The sequence below is a fragment of the Microbaculum marinisediminis genome, from assembly GCF_025397915.1.
In the GTDB taxonomy this organism is placed as follows: Bacteria; Pseudomonadota; Alphaproteobacteria; order Rhizobiales; family Tepidamorphaceae; genus Microbaculum; species Microbaculum marinisediminis.
This window is the reverse complement of sequence record NZ_JALIDZ010000003.1, coordinates 114,673-131,604: the sequence shown is the minus strand read 5'-3', so window position 1 is coordinate 131,604 and position 16,932 is coordinate 114,673. Positions and strand designations below refer to the sequence as shown.

General features: G+C 65.5%; 11 protein-coding genes. 2 read left to right on the top strand and 9 right to left on the bottom strand.

Annotation, left to right across the window (positions count from 1 at the left end; genetic code table 11):
- Positions 1–77 precede the first annotated feature (77 nt).
- Complete coding sequence (locus MUB46_RS06725) at positions 78–1,439, bottom strand: malonyl-CoA decarboxylase (protein WP_261615118.1); 1,362 nt, start codon at positions 1,437–1,439, stop codon at positions 78–80.
- A gap of 448 nt (positions 1,440–1,887) precedes the next feature.
- On the opposite strand from MUB46_RS06725, the gene MUB46_RS06720 reads away from it, so the two are divergent.
- A complete protein-coding gene (locus MUB46_RS06720) occupies positions 1,888–2,724 on the top strand; it encodes an isocitrate lyase/PEP mutase family protein (protein ID WP_261615117.1) in 837 nt (278 codons plus the stop codon).
- Positions 2,725–2,798: 74 nt separating this feature from the next.
- On the opposite strand, the gene MUB46_RS06715 is transcribed toward MUB46_RS06720, so the two are convergent.
- The gene (locus tag MUB46_RS06715; protein ID WP_261615116.1) at positions 2,799–4,187 is read right to left on the bottom strand and encodes a glutamine synthetase family protein; all 1,389 of its coding nucleotides are present in this window, start codon (positions 4,185–4,187) and stop codon (positions 2,799–2,801) included.
- Between the two features lie 347 nt (positions 4,188–4,534).
- Between MUB46_RS06715 and MUB46_RS06710 the strand changes: the two genes are divergently transcribed.
- Positions 4,535–5,341, top strand: coding sequence for a glutathione S-transferase family protein (locus MUB46_RS06710; RefSeq protein WP_261615115.1), 807 nt, complete (start codon positions 4,535–4,537; stop codon positions 5,339–5,341).
- 203 nt (positions 5,342–5,544) lie between these two features.
- Here the strand turns inward: MUB46_RS06710 and MUB46_RS06705 are convergent, their stop codons facing one another.
- From MUB46_RS06705 to MUB46_RS06675, 7 genes are all read right to left on the bottom strand, one after another.
- A complete protein-coding gene (locus MUB46_RS06705; protein WP_261615114.1) occupies positions 5,545–6,465 on the bottom strand; it encodes a DMT family transporter in 921 nt (306 codons plus the stop codon).
- 85 nt (positions 6,466–6,550) lie between these two features.
- A complete protein-coding gene (locus MUB46_RS06700; protein WP_261615113.1) occupies positions 6,551–7,513 on the bottom strand; it encodes a 1-phosphofructokinase family hexose kinase in 963 nt (320 codons plus the stop codon).
- Positions 7,514–7,587: 74 nt separating this feature from the next.
- Entirely contained in the window at positions 7,588–10,050 is a 2,463-nt protein-coding gene (locus MUB46_RS06695) for a glycoside hydrolase family 65 protein (RefSeq protein ID WP_261615112.1), read from the bottom strand.
- On the bottom strand, positions 10,040–11,731 hold the full coding sequence (otsB, locus tag MUB46_RS06690) for a trehalose-phosphatase (protein ID WP_261615111.1): 1,692 nt from the start codon (positions 11,729–11,731) through the stop codon (positions 10,040–10,042). The genes MUB46_RS06695 and otsB overlap by 11 nt, the downstream gene beginning before the upstream one ends.
- A 16-nt stretch (positions 11,732–11,747) precedes the next feature.
- Entirely contained in the window at positions 11,748–14,153 is a 2,406-nt protein-coding gene (gene ppsA, locus MUB46_RS06685; protein ID WP_261615110.1) for a phosphoenolpyruvate synthase, read from the bottom strand.
- A gap of 252 nt (positions 14,154–14,405) precedes the next feature.
- Entirely contained in the window at positions 14,406–15,962 is a 1,557-nt protein-coding gene (locus MUB46_RS06680) for an alpha,alpha-trehalose-phosphate synthase (UDP-forming) (protein WP_261615109.1), read from the bottom strand.
- A gap of 191 nt (positions 15,963–16,153) precedes the next feature.
- Positions 16,154–16,486, bottom strand: coding sequence for a NifB/NifX family molybdenum-iron cluster-binding protein (locus MUB46_RS06675; RefSeq protein WP_261615108.1), 333 nt, complete (start codon positions 16,484–16,486; stop codon positions 16,154–16,156).
- Positions 16,487–16,932: the final 446 nt, after the last annotated feature.

Below are 16,932 nucleotides of genomic sequence, written 5' to 3'. Positions count from 1 at the left end.
GCTGCAGGAGGGGCAGCGGTCCCAAGACGCGTTGCGGCAGGTCAGCGGCGCATCGTCCGGGGAAACCCGACGCGCGCCTAGCCCGCAGCCAATGCCAACGCGCGTGGCTCCGGCGCACCGCGCAGAAGCTTCTTCACGGCCGCACTCGCAGCGACCTCGCCCTTGTTGGCATAGACCTCGTGCTGACGTTCGATCGACTTGGGATCGTAGAGATAGTTAACCATCAGCCCGTAGGACTCCGACAGTCCCTTGGGCGACGCATCACCCAGAAAATCGATCTGCTCGAGCCGGGCGCCGTTGCCGAGATGGAAGCGCGCCACCGGGTCGGGCGGCGTGCCGCGGTCGGTCTTGGCCTGCAGGTAATACTGCGCGGCCAGCCGCGTGAGCACCGGGCGCACCTCGTCGACGATCGCGGCATCGCCGTTCCAGCCGGGCGTGTCGGTCAGCGCCAACTTCGCTTCGTCGCCGGGAAGCAACGTACCGTTGTTCTCCGAAGTACGTTGCGCCTCGACCCACCGGCGGAAGGTCGGCGCCGGTGACAGCGTCACGAAGCTTTTCAGCGACGGGAACGCGCGCGCCAACTCGTCGACGACCTGCTTGATCAGGAAATTGCCGAAGGAAACACCGCGCAGGCCCGTCTGGCAGTTCGAGATCGAATAGAACACCGCCGTCGTCGCCTGTGCCGGATCGATCGGCTGCCGGTCCTCGGCGAGGATCGGACCGATCGCATCGGGAATCTCCGTCGTCAGCGCGACTTCGACGAAGATCAGCGGCTCGTCGATGAGCGCGGGATGAAAGAAAGCGTAGAGCCGCCGATCCGGCGGATCGATGCGCCGGCGCAGGTCGTCCCAGCCGTTGATCTCGTGCACCGCCTCGTAGCGGATGATCTTCTCCAGAATCGCCGCCGGCATCGACCAGTCGATGCGGCGCAGCACCAGGAAACCGCGGTTGAACCAGGACCCGAGGAGATGGGCGAAATCGTCGTCGACCGGCTTGAAATCAGGATGGTCGCGCAGGCGCTGGAGCAGGTCCTCTCGCATGGCGACCAGCGCCGCCGTGCCGCCGGGGGCCCGGTTGATACGGCGGATCAGCTCCTGCCGGCGCGGTTCTGAGGCGCCATGAAGCCGCATCGCGTTGGCCTCGCTCGGATCCTCGATATAGGCCCGCGCTGCCTCCTGCACCGTCTCGGTATCGGCGCCGAATTCGGTGGCGAGCGCCCGGAAGAAGCCGGTACGCCCCGCCGAATCCAGGCTCGCATAGGTGTCGAGCAGGTCGCGCGCCATCGCAACGCCCGTCGCCTCGCCGCGGCCCGACAGGAGATCCTCGGCTAGCCCGGCGACGCTCCGCCCGGACGGCCGTTTTTCCCGGCCACGCTCGACGATGGCGCGTCCCCGGTCGACAATCGTCGACAACAGATCGTTGAAGAAATACGAGGTCATCGCAGCCTTTCCCCGAACGGCCGAACCGGCAACCCTGTCGCCAAAGTCATATAGGCGCCCCCGCGCCTCCGGCGACATCTCGTATATCGCCGAGATCAGCGCGACGCGAGCCGGTCCGCTCATTTTCCTTGCTGCCGGCCGACGCCGGACTTCGTTCAAGGTTCCCATAGCCCCGTTACCTTGCCGCTAACGCCGAATGGAATCGAAATGCGGCAAGTCTCCCAGGGTTCCGTGACGCCGCGATATCGGTGGTGTCAGCCCGGCTCGCGCACCAGTACGGCTCCGCTTCCGTCGGGAGGCGCGCAAACCAGGCCGCATCTCCACGCCAGCGTGGAGATGTCCGCCCGTGTCTCCCGGATAATCGACGATGTCGCCCGGACCGCATTGAATTCTATGTATGGTTCGAAAACGGTACGGTTGCCGACAGAAACGAACAAGAGAGCGCTGGATGCTGACGCAAGCCCAGAAGGGAGAGAAGTTCCAAGACCTTCACCACGATACCGGGCCGTTTGTCCTGCCGAACGTCTGGGACATCGGATCGGCGCAACTCTTTGCGGGGCTTGGATACAAGGCGCTGGCCACGACCTCGTCCGGCTTTGCCTACACGCACAACTTTCGCGACGGCGAAGGGGATTTCGGCCTAGATCAGGCGCTCGCCCATGCACGCACAATCGGTGAGGCGACCGGCTTGCCCGTTTCGGCCGACCTGGAGAACGGCTACTCCGACGATCCCGATGGTCTGGCAGAAACGATCACCAAAACCGCGGCCGCGGGTCTTGTCGGCTGCACCATCGAGGACACCCACCCCGGCGAGCCGGGTTTCTACCCGTTCGACGTCGCCGTCGCCCGCATCGAAGCGGCGGTCAAGGCGGCCAGGTCGCTGCCGTTCCCCTTCATGGTGACGGCCCGCGCCGACGGGCTTATCAAGGGCCTGTACGATCTCGACGAGGCGATCCGCCGGCTGCAGGCCTATGAAGCGGTGGGCGCGCCGGTCGTCTATGCCCCGTTCCTGAAGAGCCTGGACGAGATCAGCCGCGTCTGTGCCTCGGTGAAGGCGCCAGTCAATCATCTGGGCGGTCTGGGCGTCCCGGGCGAGACCGTCGCGTCACTCGGCGAGGCCGGCGTCAAACGCATCAGCCTAGGTGGCTCGCTTGCCCGCGTCGCGCTCGGCGCGGCCTATAGGGCCGGCAAGCAGATTGCGGAGACCGGAACCTTCGACGAGGTTACCGCGGCCCCTGGCTGGAACCCCGTTCTCGCGGCCATAAACGCGGGCAAGCTGATGTGAGCCGTCGGCTGCCCCTACGAGATCAAGATCGCGTTGGCCGACGTCCTTCGCGCGGGGCGATCTTCGAGGCGAACTCACACCGTGTGCAGGTAGAGGTCATAGTCCACGTCGGAAATGGTGCGGGCGACGCGAGCGTATTCGGCCGCCTTCACGGCCGTGAAGGTGCGATGCATGTCCTCGCCGAGCGCGTCCTTGAGGAAGGCCGAGCCCTGTGCCGCGCGGATCGCCTCGCCCCAGTCGCGCGCGATCGCCAGGCTGTCGCCGTCCTTGTAGGCGTTGCCCTCTCGCGCCGGGCCGGGGTCGATGCGGTTCGTGAGCCCGTGGCGGATGCCCGCGAGCACCGTGGTGGCGACGAGATAGGGATTGGCATCCACGCCCGACGGCCGATGCTCGATCCTGCGTGCCATCCGGTCGCCGGCGGGAATGCGCAGTGCGACAGAGCGGTTGTTGAAGCCCCATGACGGCGACACCGGCGCATAGCTCTGCGACGAAAAGCGGCGCCAGGAATTGGCGTGCGGCGCGAAGACGAGCATCGACTCGGCCATCGTCTCCCTCAAGCCCCCAAGCGCATGCAGGATCGTCGGGGTCCACTCCCCTTCGGTCTCCTCGACGAAGACGTTGCCGCCGTTGTCGTCCATCAGGCTGACGTGGAAATGCATGCCCGAGCCCGCATACTGCTCCACCGGCTTGGCCATGAAGCAGGCCGTGACGCCATGCGCCCGCGCCTGGGCCCGCACGATGCGCTTGATGCGCATCAGGTCGTCAGCCGCCTGCATGACATCGGTTCGGTAGTGCAGCGTCAGCTCGTACTGGCCGGGCGCGAATTCGGAGATCAGCGTCTCGGCCTGAATGCCGGCCATTTCGGCGCTCGCATAGACGTCCGAGAACAACGGCAGCATTCCGTGCAGGTGATCCACGGAATAGACCTCCGTCCTGTGGCTCTCACGCCCGTCGAGCACGTCGGCAGCGGGCCGCACCTTGCCGTCCGGCCCGCGTTCGTTGGACAGCAGGAAGAACTCGAGCTCGAAGGCGCCGGCGGCATGCAGCCCCTCCGCGGCGAGCGCATCCACCTGCCGCTGCAGCGCATGGCGCGGGTCCGAGCTCATTGGCCGCCCGTCGAGTTCGTAGAGCGATACGAAGACCTCGCCCCGCGCAGGCATCGTGTTATGCAGGGGTTTCAGCGTTCCCGGGACCGGCCAGGCGCGCAGGTCGCCGTCGCCCTGATCCCAGATCAGCCCGGTCTCGTGCACGTCCTCTCCGCAGATATCGAGGCCGAGGATGGAGATCGGCACGTGCCGGCCATGGCCGAAAAGGCCGGCGAGCTCATGACGCCGAATGATCTTGCCCCGGCCGATGCCGTTCGAATCGTGCAGCACGATATCGATAGCCTCGATCTCCGGATACGCCGCAAGAAAGGCGTCCGCTTCGGCCGGCGTGGAGCCGGAAGGACTTTCGATTGTCATTGTGTCACCCGGGAAATTCGCAAAGCGCCGCGTCAAAGGCGGCGACGGCATAGTCTATCCGCGCCGAATTCGTCGCCGGCGCAATCAGCGTCGGAATGAAGAAGCGAGCGATCAGGTCGGCCATGGTTGTCTCGAACGGACGCGTTACCTATACGGCGGGGGTCTCGGACCGATCCGGGACGCCTCCCCGCGTTCGAAGACCGGAAAGGTGTCCCCACAGTCGTCGAATGCACGTGTGTATCATGGCTTCGCTGGCTGTCAGGCAAGCGAAAAAACCGAAAGCCCGTCGGGATGGAGGTACGGTCACGATAGACCGTCTCGCCCTGTGTGATTGAGGAAGAAGACCGATGACGAGCGACGCCCGGATGATCGTCTACCATATCCCCGTCTGCCCTTTCAGCCAGCGGCTCGAGATCCTGCTGGACCTGAAGGGCCTGAAGGACGCCGTGACCTTCCACAAGGTCGACATCACCGTGCCCCGCCCCGACTGGCTGCAGCAAAAGCTCCGCAATACCACCGCTTTGCCGGCCCTGGAGACAGAAGACGGCCGCATCGTCAAGGAGAGCCTTGTCATCCTGCGCTATCTCGAGGATCGCTTCCCCGAACCCATGATCCGGCAGGCCGATCCGTATCGCCATGCCGTCGAGAACATGCTGATCGCCTTCGAAGGCGACTTCACGACGACCGGCTACCGCTATGTGTTGAACCAGGACCGCGACCAGAGGGACGCCTTCCGGCAGGCTATGCTGGCGCAATACCGCAAGCTCGACGATTTCCTCGCCCACCACAGCCCGCAGGGGACGTTCCTGTTCGAAGAATTCGGGCTCGCCGAAACCGTCTTCACGCCGATGTTCATGCGGTTCTGGTTCCTCGACTATTACGAGGACTTCGCCCTGCCGGACACGGCGGACTATGCGCGCGTCCGCAGATGGCGCGACGCCTGCATGAGCCATCCGGCCGCGCGGCAGGTGACGCACGACGAGATCGTCAAGCTCTACTACGACTACGCCAAGGGCGCGGGGAACGGTGCCCTGCTTCCCGGGCGCCGGTTTTCCAGCTTCGCCTTCGAACCGCACTGGGCGACGCGACCGATGCCGCCGCGCGACAAGTACGGCGTTAGCGCGACCGACACCGAGCTGGGTCTGGTGGTGTAAGAAACTGGTGCGGCGAACTGAATTCCGATGCGCAACGAAGCGCCCGTCTGACGTGAATGATGCGGACTGCTCGCCGCGACACTGACGGCGAACGCTCCGGCTGCGGATCGGAGACACCACTGCGCTGAAGGCCCGCGTCGAGCCGTGGCGCTGGGTATCCCGCCGGATCACGAAGAGTTGGCCGTCCGCGGCGCGCCCCCCCTCTACGGGCTCCTGCGGCCAACGCCGTTCGTAACAGACACCGCGCCCGACGCGGGGGCGCCGCGCTGCACCAGAACGATCCCGGCAAGCACGAGGACGACGCCGACGGCCTGCGCCGAGGCAAGCCGTTCCGTGAACACGGTGGCGCCGATCGCGAGCCCGAGAATCGGCACCAGAAACGTGAAGGCATTCGCTCGGCTCAGGTCCACCTCCCGCAGCACCGAAAACCAGAGCCACAAGGCAAGAGAGGTGCCGAACACGGACAGGACAAGGAGGACGAGGACGAACTCGGCCGACCAGGCCAGCGACGAGATGTCTTCCGTCGAGACGGACAGGAGCGCGAGGGGCACCGCGCCGATAAGCATCTGGAAGCCCATCGCCATGATCGCGTCCGCTTTCCCGGTGAGCTGCTTGATGGCGAGGTTTCCTATGGCGACTCCGGCCGCCGCGAGTGCGACATAGCCGATGCCGAGACCGTAGCCGGTACCGTAATCGGCGGTGAGACCGGGCCACGCGATCGCGACGATACCGGCGAATCCGAGTGCGAGGCCGGTCATCCCTAGAATCTTCAACCGCTCGCCCAACACGGCATGGGCCAGGACCGCCGCGAGCAGCGGCTGTGCATTGGCTATCACGGTCGCCAGGCCCGGCGCGATGAACTCGGCGGCATGGAACATGCCGAAAAATCCCAGGCTCGTCGCACCCGCCGCCACCACGGCGATGAGCCCCCAGGATGACACGCCGCGCGGAACGGGACGGTGCAAGGCGACCCCCAGCAAGAGAAGACACGCACCCGCAAGGGCCGCGCGCATGGCCGCGAACGCGAGATGCGGCGCCAGATCCAGGCCTATCGTGATAAGCGGGAAGCAACTCGCCCACAGGACCATCACGGCGACGAGGCGGAGCACTGTGCCGGCGCTCACCCGTCAAACCTCGCGGCGGCGTGTCGAAAAGAGCCTCGCCAGGGAAAGGCAGCGTGTCCTTCGCGGTCCGGTCCAGATCGGACGTTCATATCCGTTTCCGATTCCGGTCTGGCGTGCGGTGCGGCATCAGCTGTCGGTAGAGACGGTCGGTGTCGCGTTTGCGGGCGAGTTCCGTTCCGGGCGTCAGCAGCGCCGCCGTCCCGGTTGCAACGGCGTAGCGAAAGGCGTCCGCCAGGCCATCGCCGACGGAAAGGCGCCATACGAGACCCGCGAGAAAGCTGTCTCCGGCGCCGACGGCGCTCACGACCTCGACGGGGATCGCCCGTGTACGAAGATGGACATCGCGGCTCACCAGCAACGCGCCCTGATCGCCAAGCGTGAGCGCGACGATATCGGCCTTGCCGGCATGCACGAGCGCCTCGGCGGCGCGTTCCCAGTCCCCTTCCCGGTCGAGCGGCAGTCCCGTGAGGTCTCTGAATTCGCGCAGGTTTGGCTTGACGAGGTGGACTCCCGCCTCAAGGGCAGCGGCAAGGGCCGGTCCGGACGTGTCGAGCATGATGCGGGCGTCGATCAAGGCCGCGACCCGCGCGAGGCGCGCGAAAAAATCGTCGGGCACCCCCGGCGGCAGGCTTCCGCTGGCGACGATATAGCGCGGCGGTTCGACAAGCGCCGCGACGCGGTCGAGACACGCCTGCCACTCCGCCTCACTGAGCGGCGCCCCCGGAAGCAAAAATCGGTACTGGTCGCGGTTGGCCTGATCGACGACGGTAAAGCTCTCGCGCGTCTCGGCTGCGGCCTGGATCGGAATGCTCAAGATGCCTTCCTCGTCCAGCAGGTGACGAAGCCGATGCCCCGCCGCCCCGCCGGCCGGATACAGCGCACGGCAGTCACCGCCGAGACGCTTGATCATGCGGGCGACATTGACGCCACCGCCGCCCGGATCGTGCCGAACGTTCGTGCATCTCAGCTTGCGAACAGGGACCACCTTTTCGGTCGAGGCAGACACGTCGATCGAGGGGTTCATGGTAACGGTCAGAATGGCTGTCATGGAGGCCGCTCCAGCGGTTCGGCGCTTCGCAAGAACGCGCCTCTGCGGGCACGGTGACGTTCGGCGCGCGATCTCTATTCAACGCGCTCCCGCGTTCTCTCGACACGGCCCGGATGTGGCCGAACGCCACCGTCGATTGTCTGGCAGCGGAACCTGAGGACATCGCCGGCCCCGAAATCGTGAAAATGATTGCGTACGCCGATCCGGTCCGGTCCCGCCCAGCCGTGAGGCGCGGAAACCGTGAGATCGTCGCAACCGATGCGGAGGTAGAGCCAGTAGCCACGGTAGATGAGCTTCAGGCTCAGACCCTGCAAATCCGCCGGCAGGCAAGGACTGATGCAAAGCGCGTCCTCGCGGAATTCAAGCGCGATCTGGCCACGCTGTACGAGGTCGACCGTACCGGCCATCGCGCCGAGATGGACGCCCTCCGCGGTCGTGCCGCCCTGGATGTCCGCGACATCGCTTTCAAGCGCCTCGTCGAGGATCGCCCAGGATCGCGCCCGGTCGCTGCGCGCCAGAACCCACGAGTGGACGACGCGGCTCAGCGTCGAGCCGTTCGAGGTGCGCCGGACGTAGTAGTCGATGTTCCTCGGGATTGCCTCAGGCTCGAGCCGGTAGCCGAGCAAGGCGAACAGGTCGCGGAGCTCATCCGCAGAGAACAGGTAGAAGAGCATCAGCACATCGGCCTGCTTCGAAACCTTGTACCGGTTGACGGTGTCGCCTTCGGCTTCGAGAATTCGGTCGAGCCGCTGTATGTCGTCGTATTTTTGTCGGTAGGCCTCCCAGTCGAACTCCTCCAGACGGTCGTAGCCTTCGAACTGCGCAATTACCCCATCCTCTAGGAAGACGACCCGCATCTTGCGGCTGATGCGATCCCAGTCCGCAACCTCGTCCGCGTCGACGCCGATCAGACGTTCGAGTTCGTCTCGCCGCTCAGTGCCGATGTGGTCGAGGACCTCGATGGCGCGGCGCAGGACCCAGGTGGCCATCAGGTTGGTATAGGCGTTGTTGTCGAGGCCGGGCGCCTCGTGCCAGGGATAGCGGTCATGGAACTCGTCGGGGCCCATGACACCGCGGATCTCGTAACGGCCGAGCATCTCATTGAAGGTCGCAACACTTGCCCAGAAGCGAGCGATCTCAATGAGCATCTCGGCGCCATAGTACGCCAGAAATTCGCGGTCACCCGTCGTCTGCCAGTAGCGCCAGACATTGTAAGCGATGGCGGCGCCGACGTGCCGTTGCAGCCGGCTGTTGTCATGGGTCCATCGGCCCGAACGCGGGTTGAGGTGCAGCACCTGGCTCTCCTCACGTCCACTCGAGCCGCTTTGCCAGGGGTACATGGCACCGCGATGGCCGGCCTCGCGCGCAAGCCGGCGTGCCGCCGGCAGACGGCGGTACCGGTAGAGCAGCAGCGAACGGGTCACCTCCGGCAGATGGAAGTTCAGGAACGGTAGGATGAAGAGTTCGTCCCAGAAGATATGGCCGCGGTAGGCTTCTCCGTGCAGACCGCGCGCGGGTACGCCGGCATCGAGCTCCGCCGTGTTGGGCGAAACGGTCTGGAGCAGATGGAAGGTGTGCAGCCTGAGGTCAATCTGCGTGCGGTCATTCCCTACCAGCGCGATGTCACAACGGTCCCAGAGCGTACGCCACACCAACGCGTGCGAAGCGACGAGCGCGGGGAAGCGCTCGGCGGCGGCAACGGCCTGCAGCGCTGCATCGCGCGGCTCGGAGATCGCGCGATCCCGGGATGTGAATAAGGCCACGACCTTTTCGATCGTGACCGCCTGCCGCTCGGCAACGGCAAACCAGAGATCCTGCCCCACGTAGTCGTTTTCATGGATGCCATGCCGTTCGACGTCGACCGGCTCGCCATTGCGGAAGAGACGGGTCGTGGCCGCTTGGGCGATGCGGATATGCGACTGGGTCGTCTCGGTCAGGAGCAGGACGCCGTCTTCGCCGACAGACGAGGCTTCGAGCGGCGCGAGATGCTTGTTGCTGAGTGCTCGGTAGCGTTCAACGCCCCCGTTCACCACCCGACCATCGAGCGCTGAGCGCACCTCCATGCGACCGGACCAGTTTTCCGGCCGCAGTTGCATCTCAAGGGCAGCAATGTGGGCCTGCCCCATGTGCACGATCCGGCGGGTCGCGACCGAGGTCTCCCGGCCTTCGGGGTCGCGTACACGCATATGGCGTTCAAGGAGACCGGTCTCGAGATCGAGCGCCTGACGGTACTCGAGCACCTCGACGTGGCACAGGTCGAGCCACTCACCACCATCGGGCCGGAAGCGAAGCGGCAGCCAGTTGGGGAGGTTGACCAGGTCTTCGTTCTCAACCGTCCGGCCCGCGATGTCTGTCGTGAGCCTGTTGTAGCCGCCGGCAAGATAGGTGCCCGGATAATGGATATCGTCGGCATCGGCTTCTTCCGCGGCGCCGCGCGTCGCGAAGTAGCCGTTGCCGAGCGTGCAGAGCGCCTCGCGCAAGCGCTCCTCGGCGGGCACGAAACCGTCGTAGATCAGCTTCCAGCCGTCATCGGCCATGGCGGCGGCCCTTCAGCGTCGCGGCGAGGCGGGCCAGAAAATTGCGGACATCGGCGGGCCTGTCGAGGACATAGCGCGCGGCCGTCTCCCGCGCCGGGCATCCCACCAGGATTCCGATGCCCCTGCCTTCCAGCGCCGCGAAGACGTCCTCGTCGGTCGTATCGTCGCCAAGATAGAAGGGGAGTACCGCCGCCCCGTCGAGCCCCAGGGCCTGGAGCAGCCACAGGACTGCCCTGCCCTTGTCCCAGTCGAGGCGCGGCCGGAGCTCGAAGACCTTCTTGCCGAACGTCTTGCGCAGTTGCGGCACCTCGGCGAGGACGGCATCCACCGCGTCCTCGACCGCCGGCACCCGATCCGCTGCCACCTGGCGGTAATGCACCGCGACCGCGAAACGCTTGGGCTCGACGACCACCCCCTCGACAGGCGCGAGCATCTGCCGAAGACGCTGTGCCGCCTCATTGACGGCGGCAGCGAAGCTGGCTCCCACCTCGTGCTGAAAGCACACCCCCTCAGGCCCGGCGATATCGAAGCCGTGGCTGCCGGCGTAGATGAGGCCGTCGAGCCCGACCAGGCGCTGCACGTCGGCGCGATCGCGCCCACTGACGATCGCCACGGTGCACAGACCGGCCAGGGTCCTGACGGTCGCTCGCATCTCCTCCGAAAGAACGGCCAGGTCGGGCCGCTCGACGATCGGGGTCAGCGTTCCGTCATAGTCGAGGAAGACCGCCGCCCGTCTTCCATCGAGCGCGCTTTCGATCTCCGCGTAGTGGTTGAGCGCCCGCGGCACGGCATGCAACGCCCGACCAGCGGTTTCCGGCCGCATCCGTATGTGGAGCTCGGCCACATCCTGCACGACGACATCCGCGCCGTTGCGTTTGAGTTCGTCCGCCTGATTGCGGCGATCGATACCGACTACAAGACCGAAGCCGCCGGCTCGGCCCGCGCGAACGCCGCTGATCGCGTCCTCGAGGACGATGGACCGGCGCGGATCGGCCCCGAGACGTTCGGCCGCCTCGAGGAAGAGATCGGGGGCCGGCTTGCCGTCAAGGCCGAGACGGGCGATGTCGTTTCCGTCGATCACAACGTCGAACAACGCGGCAACGTGGGCCGCCGCCAGCACCGCGTGGGCATTGCGGCTCGACGACACCAGCGCCATCCCGAGATGCCGGCCGCGCAGGCGACGAATGAGCGCGACTGTGCTCTCGAACACCTCCACGCCCTCCCGCCGCAGGCTCTCCCGGAAATATCGGTTCTTCCGGTTGCCGAGCCCGCAGACGGTCTCGCTGTCCGGCGTATCGGACGGATCGCCTTGCGGAAGCGTTATGCCGCGGGACTGCAGGAAACTCGCGACGCCGTCATAGCGCGGCTTGCCGTCGACGTAGCGTCCGTAGTCATTTTCGATGTCGAACGGTCGGAAAGGCTCACCGGTTCTCTGGGACCGTTCCTGAAGATACTGGTCGAAGAGCCGCTTCCAGCTTGCGGCGTGAACGCGCGCCGTGCGGGTGACGACGCCGTCGAGGTCGAAGATGGCCGCATCGAAATCCGCGACACGCAGCCCCACGTCGCACGCGTCGCAACGATCAGGGCCCGCCACGGCCGGTGCGCCCTGCATGCCGCCCGGCACCGCAGGCGCACCGGCATTCGTTGCGAAGTTCGTTGATCGCGGGGGCGATTGCGCCACGACGGAACCTCCCGCCTCACCCCGTCTCGGCGCGCCGCTGCGCCGCTTCGGCCGCCGCGACGTGCCGTTTGACGGCGACAAAGCTATCGGGACTGACCGACATCGAGTCGATCCCACAGTGGACAAGAAACTCGGCGAATTCGGGGTGGTCGCTGGGCGCCTGGCCGCACAGACCGATTTTGGCACCGGAGTGTCTGGCGGCCTCGATGACCGTACGAATCATCCATTTGACCGCCTCGTCCTGCTCATCGAATAGCCCGGCGAGTTCGTCGGAATCGCGATCGACTCCGAGCGTGAGTTGGGTCAGATCGTTCGAGCCGATGGAGAAGCCGTCGAACCGCTCCGCGAATTGCCGGGCAAGAACCACATTCGACGGGATTTCGCACATGACATAGACGGCGAGCCCCTCTTCGCCACGCCGCAATCCGTTCTCCGCCATTGCCTCGAGCACGCGATCGGCTTCGCCGATCGAGCGGCAGAAGGGGATCATCACCACCACGTTTCGGAACCCCATCTCCGTCCGGATACGACGGAGGGCGCGGCACTCGAGGGCGAAGCCGTCCCGGTAGCGCGGCGAGTAGTAGCGCGAGGCGCCACGCAGGCCGAGCATCGGGTTCTCCTCATCGGGCTCGAACTGGGCGCCGCCGACGAGGTTGGCGTACTCGTTGGTCTTGAAGTCGCTCATGCGCACGATCACCGGGTTTGGGTGGTGCGCGGCCGCCATGCGGGCGAGCCCCCGGGCCAGCCGGTCTACGAAGTACTCGGTCTTGTCGATATAGCCGCGCGTCAGTTCGGCGATCCGCTGTTTTGCCTTCTCGTCCTCCAGGGCGTCGAAGTGGACGAGAGCCATGGGGTGGACCTTGATGTGGTTGTTGACCACGAACTCCATCCGGGCGAGGCCGACGCCGTCGGCCGGGAGCCGCCACCAGCGGAAGGCCGCGGCCGGGTTGGCCAGGTTCAGCATGACTGCCGTGCGGGTCTGCGGGATGTCGTCGAGCGATAGATCCGTGACCTCGAACTGGCCGATCCCCTCGTAGACAAAGCCCTCGTCGCCCTCGGCGCAGGACACGGTCACGTCCTGGTCGTCGTGCAGCACCTCGGTCCCGTTGCCGGTCCCGACGACCGCCGGAAGGCCAAGCTCGCGGCTGACGATGGCCGCGTGCGAGGTTCGCCCCCCGTGGTCGGTGATGATGGCCGCTGCCCGCTTCATGATCGGCACCCAGTCGGGATCGGTCGTCGCGGTCACGAGGACGGCACCGTCCTCGAACTGGTCAATCTCGCGGGCGCTGCGGATGAGACACACCGTCCCCGTCACGATCGCCTCGCCGATACTGAGGCCGGTGACAAGGTGTCTTCCCTTGCTCGTGATGCGGTACGACTTGAGGCCGCTGGCGTCCTTACGCGACTGGACGGTCTCCGGCCGCGCCTGGACGATGTAGAGTTCGCCCGTTTTGCCGTCCTTCGCCCATTCCATATCCATCGGTGTGCCGTAGTGCGCTTCGATGGTGCATGCCCATCGGGCGAGCTGGAGGATCTCCTGATCGTCGAGCACGAAGGACACCTGATCCGCTTTCGACGTGGGCACGTTGCGCACGGGACGTTCGCCACCGGCGGCATAAATCATCTTCAGCCCCTTCTGGCCGAGGGTCTTCTCGATGATCGGCGCAACCGTCAGATCGTCCAGGAACGGCTTGAACACCTGGTACTCGTCAGGATCGACCGCGCCCTGCACGACGTTTTCGCCGAGCCCCCAGCTGGCATTGATGACGACGGCCTTGTCGAAGCCGGTTTCCGTATCGATCGAGAACATGACGCCGGCCCCGGCCAGGTCCGAGCGCACCATCTTCTGCACGCCGACCGAGAGCGCGACCTTGAGGTGTTCGAACCCCTTCGCGTCGCGATAGCTGATGGCGCGATCGGTGAAGAGCGACGCGTAGCAGCGCCGACAGGCGTCGAGCAGCGCCGCCTCGCCGCTGATGTTGAGAAAGGTTTCCTGCTGGCCGGCAAAGCTCGCGTCCGGCAGATCCTCGGCAGTTGCGCTGGAGCGAACGGCCACGTCGGTATCGCCTGTGCCAGATCGTTTCGACAGGTCGCGATAGGCAGCCCGGATTGCCGCATCGGTTTCCTGGGGCCATTCGCCACGCACGAAGGCACGCCGAATGGCGTGCCCGGTCTCGTGAAGGGTGGCCTTGCCGGCGTGGAGATCTGTCAGCGCGCCGTCGATCACCTCCTTGAGCCCATTGGCTTCGACGAACCGCCAATAGGCATCGGCGGTGGTCGCGAAGCCGGGCGGCACGGCGACGCCTCGGGACGCAAGGTTTCGGACCATCTCGCCGAGAGACGCATTCTTGCCGCCGACACGCGCCACATCATCGCGCCCGAGCTGGTCGAGCCGGATGACCTGTTGGATATCGACGGCCATGGAATACTCCCCGCAAAGCCCGGCGCGGCAGAAGCGATCACTGCGCGCCGCCACCCGGGTTCCGAAGCGTGCTAGATCGCGGCATAGGGCCGCCACTGCTTTCGCTTGGTTGAGATCGTCGTGCGCAGACTATCGTCGCGTCGGGTCATTTCTTTGATCTCGATTAAGCGCGGCGTACCACCGCGCGGTATGGCGCGAGCCGTTTCCGCTATTTCTGCCTCGGACAAATCGCGTCCAACGGCAGCGCCCGCATCAGTGAACGCGCCGGCAAGCCGCGTCGTGATCGGATCGCCGGCCATGGCTTGGCCGTGCGAGGACGACATCCGCCTCACGATGGCCACCGTGGCCCGCTCGCCCCACTCCACCGTCCTGCTGGACCGACTGTCCGCGCGGGCTCATCGGCGCGGCGCTTTGGCGACCGCCCGCGAGGCTGCGGCGGTGGGCCGCGACCAGTGCGCGCAGATAGTCCTCCCGCCACCCATGCACATCGTGATCCCTGAGTTCGGAAATCATCTCGCGGTAGCGCTCGCGGCGTTCCTCGAGGCACATGACCAACGCTCGCCGCATCGCCGCGGCCATGCCATCGATATCGTAAGGGTTGACCAGCAGAGCGCCGCTCAGACGTTCGGCCGCGCCGGCATAGCGCGACAGCACAAGGACCCCGGGATCATTTGCACTCTGGGCCGCGACGAATTCCTTTGCGACCAGGTTCATTCCGTCGCGCAGCGGCGTGACCAGGCCGACACGGCTAAGTCGATAAAGAGCGGCCAGACGGGTCTGGCTGAACGTTCGGTTGATGTAGCGCACCGGCGTCCAATCGATCCTGGCATGACGCGCGTTGATCCGGCCTGAAAGAGCCTCGAGCCGATCTCTCAGCGCTGCGTATTCGGGTATCGCCATCCGCGAGGGTGCAGCAATCTGGAGCAGAAACGCTTGCCGGAAGTGCGCCGGCGACGTCTCCAGCAGACGTTCAAAAGCCCGGAAGCGGCGTTCGAGCCCCTTCGTGTAATCAAGACGGTCGACACCGATCACGCCGAGCTGACCCTCGAAACAGCCGCGGAGCCGCTCACGAAGCACCCCCGCCTCCTTCGACTCGGCCAGCGCCGAAAATCCGCGCGTATCGATCCCGATCGGGAACACGCCAACGCTGAATTGCCGGCCTCCTACGGCGACGGTTCCGTCCTCGGACACGGCCGCACCGAGATATCGAGTGGCGTAGTCGCAGAAATTCCGCAGGTCGTTTTCACTCTGAAACCCGACGAGATCGAAGGCCGAGAGTGCCCCGATGAGGTTCCGATGGCACGGCAGCGCCGCCAGCGTATCGGCCGGGGGGAAGGGAACATGAAGAAAAAAGCCGATGGGCAGCCGAATACCGAGACGACGCAACGCCTCTCCCATGCAGAGGAAGTGGTAGTCGTGGACCCAGACAGCGTCCGCATCGTGCGCGGCGGCGGCAAGCTGCTTCGCAAAGCGGGCGTTGACGGCACGATAGAGGGCGAAATCGGCTGGATCGAAGCGGACGAGATCGGCACGGCCATGGAGGACAGGCCAGAGTGCCCGGTTGGCAAAGCCGATGTAATATCCGGCATGCTCGTCTGCGGACAGCGCAAGCGCAATGATCGTGTATGGCGTGATCTGCTGGATACGGGAACCGTGATCGGGCTCGCAGTCTATCTGCCCATCCCATCCAAGCCACGTCCCGCCCGACTCCGCCAAGGCCGCGCTGATGCCCACCGCAAGACCACCGGCCGAAGCCTCGTCCCTGTCCAGCGGGGGAAGGCGGTTGGAGACGATGACAGTGCGGTTCACCGCGACACCTCCCTTCAAGATTTTCGTCGTCGGTGTGTCGATCCGATGACTCGAGAAAAGAGCCCAGCCCCAATTATCGGAACCACTGTGCGGCGGCCTCCCGGGTCGATTCTTTGATCTCGATTAAAGGTCGGCGCGAGACGTGCGTGGCGGAGAAGGCCATCGGCGGATTGCGGCAGCCCTTTGAAGCGCTAAGCCTCAGGCAGATCGCAGAAACAGGCTGCCAGCTGCTCGACGGAGTACCTGCCACAGCCCAGCCGTATATCGACCCCGGCGGCCCGCAATCTGAGGATTTCGGGCTCGGCGATGAAGCCGCAGACCAGGCCGTCGGCGCCACTCCCTAGAATAACGCCGCACAGGCACCTGGACGTGCGTGCCGGGTTGTCGTGGAACTCGCGCGCGCCGGTGGCGCTATCCATCACGACGATGCCATCGCACTTGCCGAAAAATGGACATGGCGTCGGGCCCGGACCGAAGTCCATGACGGTCACCGCGATACGTAATGGCACGTTGGATACGGGCATTTGCTGAGAGCCATCGCTTGCTGATTCCAGGCTGTCAGAGCATGCACGTTAGGGCCGATGCCGACGCCCGGACCTTAAACTCGATCAAACATTCCTTCTCGTCCGGCTCCGCCATTGGTCGCGGTGGCCGCGCCACCGTATCAACAGGATGCTGCATGCCCTTGGGAAAGGCGGTATCCTCACGTTCAGGTACCGGCGCCTCACCATTCTCGACCCCGACCGGCTCGTGGAAGAGGCGGCAATCGATACCGAAGGCCTGCAAGCGTGGGGCCGACGGGCACAACTCGAAGAGCCACCCCGGTGTAATCAAACCTGCCCCCGGCCTTCTGATGAGGGGAAACGCGTTAGAACCGAGGCTCCGCGACGGATCGTCCCCTGTCCCTGCAGGGCGCGCGTTCGGGTCTTCGCATCGGCGATGTCCGGAAACTCTTGAAAGGGGAACGCGG

Excerpts from the sequence above, each read along its gene's own strand:
- MUB46_RS06725 (WP_261615118.1), bottom strand. The coding sequence starts at position 1,439 with ATGACCTCGTATTTCTTCAACGATCTGTTGTCGACGATTGTCGACCGG.
- MUB46_RS06695 (WP_261615112.1), bottom strand. The coding sequence starts at position 10,050 with ATGGCCGATGACGGCTGGAAGCTGATCTACGACGGTTTCGTGCCCGCC.
- MUB46_RS06715 (WP_261615116.1), bottom strand. The coding sequence starts at position 4,187 with ATGACAATCGAAAGTCCTTCCGGCTCCACGCCGGCCGAAGCGGACGCC.
- ppsA (WP_261615110.1), bottom strand. The coding sequence starts at position 14,153 with ATGGCCGTCGATATCCAACAGGTCATCCGGCTCGACCAGCTCGGGCGC.
- MUB46_RS06720 (WP_261615117.1), top strand. The coding sequence starts at position 1,888 with ATGCTGACGCAAGCCCAGAAGGGAGAGAAGTTCCAAGACCTTCACCAC.
- MUB46_RS06710 (WP_261615115.1), top strand. The coding sequence starts at position 4,535 with ATGACGAGCGACGCCCGGATGATCGTCTACCATATCCCCGTCTGCCCT.
- MUB46_RS06675 (WP_261615108.1), bottom strand. The coding sequence starts at position 16,486 with ATGCCCGTATCCAACGTGCCATTACGTATCGCGGTGACCGTCATGGAC.
- MUB46_RS06700 (WP_261615113.1), bottom strand. The coding sequence starts at position 7,513 with ATGACAGCCATTCTGACCGTTACCATGAACCCCTCGATCGACGTGTCT.